The 7,628-nt window shown below is 75.3% G+C and carries 3 protein-coding genes; all 3 read left to right on the top strand.

The window, feature by feature from the left end:
* A partial coding sequence (locus KSNIM_RS15645; RefSeq protein WP_317634025.1) for a SpoIIE family protein phosphatase occupies positions 1-2,618 on the top strand: 2,618 nt, incomplete at its 5' end.
* A gap of 500 nt (positions 2,619-3,118) precedes the next feature.
* Positions 3,119-5,659 (top strand): SpoIIE family protein phosphatase, encoded by a 2,541-nt coding sequence (locus KSNIM_RS15640; protein WP_411543721.1) that lies wholly within the window; start codon positions 3,119-3,121, stop codon positions 5,657-5,659.
* A 132-nt stretch (positions 5,660-5,791) separates the two neighbouring features.
* Positions 5,792-7,540, top strand: coding sequence for an ABC transporter family substrate-binding protein (locus tag KSNIM_RS15635; RefSeq protein ID WP_263103819.1), 1,749 nt, complete (start codon positions 5,792-5,794; stop codon positions 7,538-7,540).
* The last annotated feature ends 88 nt before the right edge of the window (positions 7,541-7,628 follow it).

Here is a 7,628-nt window from a genome sequence, read left to right as displayed (position 1 = left end):
GGCTGCGCCGCGGCGGGCGCAGCCGCCCCGCCGAGCAGACCCGGCCCAGCCCGCAGCCCCGCGACATCCCGCCCGCCGCCTCGCCCCGCGGCCGCCCGATCCTGCCGTTCCCCGGCACCCCCGCCGCCGGCGCCAAGGTCGCCGAGCCAGCCCGCGGCAGCCTCTTCGACGTCGTCAAGGTCGCCATCGCGATCCTCGACACCTCGGGCCGGGTGGTCCTGTGGAGCCCCGCCGCCGAGGAGATGCTCGGCTGGCCGAGTGAACTCCTGGTCGGCCGCCGGATCGACCAGCTGATCGACGACGCCGAGCTCATCGGCCAGGCCACCCAGGCAATCCACGAGACGCTGCGGGTCGGGGGCTGGCACGGCATCACCCGGCTCTCCGACCGCGACGGGGTGAACGTCCCCGTCGAGGTGCGGATCTCACTGCTCGTCGACGGCGACGGCACGCCCTTCCTGCAGGTGGCGCTCGCCGACGCCCGTACCGTCGCCGCGGTCGAACGCGACCTCGCCGTCCGGGACGCCCTCTTCGAGCAGTCCCCGCTCGGCATCGCCGTCCTCGACACCGAGCTGCGCTACACAGCCGTCAACAGCACCCTCGCCGAGATGAACGGCGTCCCGATGGAGGACCACGTCGGCCGCACCACCGGCGAGACCCTCCCCGAGCGGGCCGCCGACGAGATCACCGCCATCCAGCGGCAGGTCCTCGCCACCGGCGAGCCGGTCATCGACGTCACCCTCGCCGCACCGGTCACCGCCCGCTCCGGCTTCCGCTCGATCTCCTACAGCCGGATGACCGACCGGGCCGGCCGGGTGCTCGGCATCTCCGGCACCGTCATGGACGTGACCGAGCGCTACCGGGCCGTCTCCAAGGTCGAGCACGCCCGCCGCCGGCTCTCCCTGCTGAACGAGTTCGGCTCCCGGATCGGCGACCTCCTCGACGCCTCCCGGATCGCCCAGGAGCTCGCCGGCGCCGTGGTGCCGCGGCTCGCCGACTACTCCGCGGTCATCCTGCTGCAGGCCGTGGCGCACGGCGACGACCTGCCCCGGCACGGCCACGACCGCCGCACCTCGCTGCTGCAGCTCGGCACCGCCTCCGTCCAGGACGGCCCCGAGGTCGAGGTGATGCTCCGCCGCGGCGCCCGGATCACGTTCACCGAGGAGTCTGCCTTCGGCCGGGTGCTGCGCACCGGCATCCCCGAGCTGCTCAGCGGCAAAGAGGAGTCCGAGGACCTCAGCTACCCCGGCGACCCCAAGGCGCAGGCCGCGCACGAGCTCGGCGTGCACTCCCGGCTGGTCGTCCCGCTGCGCGCCCGCGGCATCGTCATCGGCCTGCTGGTGGTCAGCCGGGCCGGCTACCGCGAGGGCTTCGACCGCGACGACCTGGCCTTCGCCGTCGAACTCGCCGACCGGGCCGGCAGCTCCCTCGACAACGCCCGCCTCTACGCCCGCGAACGGACCGCCGCGCTCACCCTGCAGCGCACCCTGCTGCCCCAGCAGGTCCCGCAGCCCACCGGCGTCGAGGTCGCCTACCGCTACGTCCCCGGCAGCAGCGGCACCGAGGTCGGCGGCGACTGGTTCGACGTGATCCCGCTGCCCGGCGACCGCACCGCCCTGGTGGTCGGCGACGTCATGGGGCACGGCCTGCGGGCCGCCGCCACCATGGGCCGGCTGCGCACCGCCGTCCGCGTGCTGGCCGCCCTCGACCTGCCGCCGGAGATCTTGCTGCGGCACGTCCACGAGCTCGCCGACGACCTCGCCCAGGGCCCCGACGAGGCGCTGCTCGCGACCTGCGTGTACGCGGTCTTCGACCCCGTCCGGCGGCGGCTGACCGTCACCAAGGCCGGCCACATCCCGCCCGTCCTGGTGGTGCCCAAGGACGGTGACGGCCCGGCCCCGGCCGCCGGCGGCCCGCTGCCCGGCGGCGTCGGCCAGGTCCTCGACCTGCCCTCCGGTGCCCCGCTCGGCGTCGGCGGCGTGCCCTTCGAGTCGGTCGAGCTGGACGTGGCCGAGGGCACCCTGCTCGCCCTGTGCACCGACGGTCTGGTGGAGTCCCGGGACAAGGACCTCGACGTCGGCCTCGGCCGGCTGATCAGCGTGCTGGAGCAGCCCTACGCCTCCATCGAGCAGGCCTGCGAGGCCGTTCTCGACACGATGGAGCAGGGCCGCGAGCCCGACGACGTGGCCCTGCTGCTCGCCCGGCTCAGCCACGGCGAGGCCGGCACCCCGACCGCCGGCTGGACACTGCCCGCCGAGCCGACCGCCGTCTCCCGGGCCCGCCGCCTCGTGCGCGGCACCCTCGCCGAGTGGAGCGTCGAGCACCTCACCGACACCGCCGAGCTGCTGGTCAGCGAACTGGTCACCAACTCCGTCCGGTACGCCAGCGCGCCGATCGGCGTCCGGCTGACCCTCGGCGAGATGCTGCTGGTGGAGATCAGCGACCCACTGCCCGACCCGCCCCGCGAGCGGCACGCCGCGGAGGCCGACGAGGGCGGCCGTGGCCTGGAGCTCGTCCGCCGCCTCGCGCTGCGCTGGGGCGCACGGGCCGAGGGCATGGGGAAGGTCGTCTGGTTCGAGCTCTCCCCGGACGACCCCGAGGCCGGCTACTCGGAGGAGTAGGGCCGTCGCCCGCGGTAGCGGAGCGCGGTGCAGGCGCGCCGGTGCGGACGGTGGCGGCGGCGTCCGGCAGGCGGACCCATAAAGTCTGACTTTTCCGGTTTCGGAGTGCGGGCCGCGCCGGCCCTCCGCCGCCGGGCGACCGGTCCGTGACCCTCGCGCGACCTGCTGCGGAACACTGCGGAACCGGTATTTCGGCGGGCTGGCGCTGATGATGTGTCATGTGATGAAATGCCCGAATCCGTAGGCGTTTTCGAGACACACGCCGGATCGATCCTGCCAGATCCGTGCACGACGCAGCCATGTCCGACCGAGCTCTTGACCGAACTGCCCGATCCGTGCAGACCAGGCCGGTTCGAACAGCGACGGCCGGGTAAGGAGCACCGCGCGGGCCTCCCCCGATTCGATGTTGTGATGCTCGGGGGCGTGTGCGCTCGCACCCGGATGATGAATACTCGGTCTTCTCGACATCCGGATGGGCACTGGTTGGAGGGGTCGGTCCGTTGAACAGCATTCCGGCGCCGCAGGCGCCGAGCAGCAGCGGTCATGCCGCCGTGCCCGGACAGCCCGGCGCACCCGACGACGAGGGCGTCGTCCCGCGCGGCGACGCCGGCGGTCGCGGACCCGGCGAACCCGGCTCGATCTACGGCTACCTGAGGGTGGCCACCTTCGCGATCGGCCCCGACGGCCGGATCAGCCACTGGAGCGGACGGGCCGCCGAATTCTTCGGCGTGCCGTCCACGGACGCCCTCGGCGCCGACCCCATCACCACCCTCGTTCCCCGCGAGCACTGGCAGCGCGGCCGCGCCCGCCTCGAACGCGTCCTCGCCGGCGAGGAGTGGACCGGCACCACCCCGTACCGCGACACCGCGGGCGGCGAAGGGCTGGCCGAGCTCTACCTGATGCCCGTCGACAGCGGCCCCGCCGCCGGCGCCACCTGCCTCGCCGTCGACGTCGGCCGGCTGCGCACCGTCGAGGACGGCCTCGCCGCCTCCGAGGCGGTCTTCGGCCAGACCCCCACCGGCTTCTTCCTCTTCGGCCCCGACCTGCGCCTGCAGCGGGTCAACCCGGCCTTCGCGGCCTGCGTCGGCCGCGACCCCGAGGACCTCCCCGGCCTCGCCCCCGCCGAGCTCTTCGCCCCCAGCGAGGCCGAGCGGCTGCAGGTCGCCCTGCGCAAGGTGCTGACCGGCGGCGAGCCCATCCTCGACCTGCGCTTCAGCGGCGGCGTCCCCGCCCCCGGCACCCGCGACGGCCGCCGACGCTGGTCCGCCGCCCTGTTCCGGCTGAACGGTCCCGGCGGCGCCCCGCTCGGCGTGGCAGGCCAGGTGCAGGACGTCACCAGCAGGCACGTCGCCGAACGCGAGGCCGCCGGCGTCCGCCGCAGCCTCGCCCTGCTGAACGAGGCCAGCACCCACATCGGGTCCACCCTCGACCTGGAGACCACCGCCAAGGAACTCCTGGACGTGATCGTCCCGCAGTTCTGCGACCTCGCCACCGTCGACCTCTACACCGCCCTGCTCACCGGCGACTCCGGTCCGCTCTCCGGCGGTCCCGGCCTGCTCGACGGCTCCGGCGAACTGCGCCGGGTCGCCGTCTCCAGCGTCGTCGGCGGCGCCTCCTCCGTGCTCGGCGACGGCCTGGCCGCCGTCCCGGTCGCGGAGGCCGGCGGCACCCTCTGTTACCCGCCGCGCTCCCCGCACGCCCGCGCCCTGCGCACCGGCCGCAGCGTCGTCCCGCAGCCCGGCCCCGACCCGCTGCTGCGTTCCACCCTGGTCGTCCCGCTGGTCGCCCGCGACCAGGTGCTGGGCCTCGTCCAGCTCTCCCGGGCGATCGGCTCCGAGCCCTTCGACGCGCGGGACGTCGCCATCGCCGAGGAACTCGTCGCCCGCGCCGCCGTCTGCGTCGACAACGCCCGGCTCTACCGGCGCGAGCACGAGCGCGCGCTGATCCTCCAGCGCAGCCTCTTGCCCCCGGGCAACCCGGCGGCCACCGGCCTGGAGATCGCCCGCCGCTACCTGCCCAGCAACAACAACACCGAGGTCGGCGGTGACTGGTTCGACGTGATCCCGCTGCCCGGCAGCCGCACCGCCCTGGTCATCGGCGACGTCATGGGCCGCGGCCTGCGCGCCGCCGTCGCCATGGGCCAGCTGCGCACCGCGGTGCGCACCCTCGCCATGCTCGACCTCGACCCGGCCGAGGTGCTCGGCGCCCTCGACGAGATCGCCCGCGGCCTCGGCGACGGCGACACCGGCGGCACCTCCGGCGAGGGCAGCGCCGAGGTCTACCTCGCTACCTGCGTCTACGCCGTCTACGACGCCGTCACCCAGCGCTGCACCTTCGCCAGCGCCGGCCACCTGCCGCCCGCGCTGCTCAGCCCCGGCGAGCCGGCCCGGATGCTCGACGTCCCGCCCGGCCTGCCGCTCGGCGTCGGCGGCGAGCCCTTCGAGGAGGTCACCATCACGCTGCCGGACGGCGCGGTGCTCGGCCTCTACACCGACGGCCTGGTGGAGTCCCGCAAGCACCAGCTGGACGAGGGCCTGCGGGCCTTCCGGGCCGCGCTCACCCACGGCTCCAAGCACCTGGAGCAGCTCTGCGACGAGGTGCTCGACGAGCTGATCCCGCACCACGGCGAGGACGACATCGCCCTGCTGATGGCGAAGGTCCAGGCGCTGCCCGCCGAGTCGGTCGGGGACTGGAAGCTGCCCGCCGAACCCACCTCGGTGGGCAAGGCCCGCGAGAACTCCTGCGACTGGCTGATCAACCGCGGCCTCGACGAACTGGTCGACACCACCGAGCTGCTGGTCAGCGAGCTGGTCACCAACGCGCTGCGGCACGGCCGCGGCGAGATCCGGCTGCGGCTGATGCGCGACCGCACGGTGGTCTGCGAGGTCTGGGACGACGGCTACGCGCAGCCCCGGCAGCGCCGGGCCCAGGAGACCGACGAGGGCGGGCGCGGCCTGCAGCTGGTCAGCCTGCTGGCCGAGCGCTGGGGCAGCCGCCGCACCCCCAACGGCAAGATCGTCTGGTTCGAACTGGCGCTCTGACGCCGCTCCCTACGCCGCCCGGGTGGATCTGCCCGCCCGGGCGCCGTGTCGCTGCGGGCGGGCGCGCCGCATGGCCTTCAGTGGGTGCACTCCCGGATTCCTCGGGCCGGCCACACCCCGACGGAGGAGCGCATGCGCGCCAGCCGAGCCGCCGACCGGGCCGCCGCCGCGGCCGCCGCCCTCTGCCTGGCCGCCGGGCTCGCCGGCTGCACCGGGGGCTCCTCGGACGGCCCCGCCGTCTCCGACGTCACCGCCGCGGACCGCGCGCACACCCGGGACGGCGGCACCGTGCGCTGGGCGGTCGACGCCGTCCCGGCCACCCTGAACGTCTACCAGCCCGCGGCGGACGCCGACTCCGAACTGATCGCCCGCGCCCTGCTGCCGAGCCTGTTCCGGCTGGACGACCGCGGCCGGGCCACCCCCGACCCGGACTACCTGGCAGGCGCCGAGTCCACCCCGGCCGGCCGCAGCCCGCAGACCGTCACCTACCGGCTCAACCCCGCCGCGGTCTGGAGCGACGGCTCGCCGCTGTCCGCCGCCGACTTCACCGCCCAGTGGAAGGCCCTGTCCGGCGCCGACCCGGCCTTCCGCAGCGACCGCCCGGCCGGCTACGACGCCATCGCCTCCGTCACCCAGGGCAGCGGGCCGCACGAGGTCATGGTCGTCTTCAAGCAGCCGTACGCGGACTGGCGCTCACTCTTCTCCCCGCTGTATCCGGCCGCCCGGACGGCCACCGCGGACGCCTTCAACCAGCCGCTCGACGGCGGCTTCCGCACCTCGGCCGGGCCGTTCGCGCTGACCGGCTGGGACAAGGACGGCGGCCGCGCCGTGCTGACCCGCAACCCGCGCTGGTGGGGCGACCCGGCGAAGGCCCAGGAGATCGACTTCCTGGCCGTCCCCGCCTCCGGCCGGCTGGACGCGCTCGCCAAGAACGAACTCGACATCGCCGCGGTCACCGCCACCGTCGACCGGGCCGTCCCGGAGGGCACCACGGCCGCCGCGCCACCGGACGCCGCCGCCATGGTCGAGGCCTCCGCGCACGCCCTGCACCGGGCCGAGACGCTGCCCGGCCTCACCCTGCACCGGGCGCCCGCCGCGGCCTTCACGCAGCTCACCCTGAACACCGCCCGCGGCCCGCTGACCGACACCACCGTCCGGCAGGCCGTCGCCCGTGCCGTCGACCGGCAGAAGACCGCCACCGCCGCGCTCGGCCCGCTCGGCCTCGGCGCCGTCCCGCTCGGCAACCACCTGCTGGTGGCCGGCCAGGACGGCTACCGAGACAACAGCCGGGCGCTCGGCACGGCCGCCGCCGGCGCCCTGCTCGACCGGGCCGGCTGGGCCTCCTCGGACGGCACCCGCAGCAAGGACGGCAAGAAGCTCGCCCTCACCCTGCTCATCCCGGACGACTCCACCACCGCCCGCCGGACCGCCGACGCGCTCACCGCCGACCTCGCCGCCGCCGGCATCGCGGTCGCCGCGAAGCCCGTCCCCGCGGACACCTTCGTCAGCGACCACCTCGTCAAGGGCGACTTCGACCTGGCGCTGTTCTCCTGGCCGGCGAGCGCCTACCCCTCCGACACCCGGCCGCTGTACGCCAAGCCGCAGCCCGGCCCGGACGGCCTGCCGGTGGTCGGCCGCAACTACGGCCGCGGCGGCACCGCCGAGATCGACCGGCTGCTGGACCGCTCCGCCGCCGAGCTCGACCCGGCCGCCCGGCAGAGCCTGCTCCAGCAGGCCGACGCCCGGCTCTGGCAGCTCGCCGACGTCGTCCCGCTGTACCGCCGCCCCGACCTGGTGGCCGTCCGCAACGGGGTCGCCGGGGCCGGCGCCTACGGCTTCACCACCCCGCGCTACCAGGACGTCGGCTTCCGGCAGGACTGACCGGGCTCAGGCACCGGTCGCCCGTCGGACAGGCATCGGACGGGCATCGGACGGGCATCGGACGGGTACGGCTGGCCCCCCGGCCCGA

Origin of the sequence: Kitasatospora sp. DSM 101779 (assembly GCF_025655475.1) — a bacterium.
Taxonomy (GTDB): Bacteria; Actinomycetota; Actinomycetes; order Streptomycetales; family Streptomycetaceae; genus Kitasatospora.
This window is presented reverse-complemented; position numbering and strand designations above follow the sequence as displayed.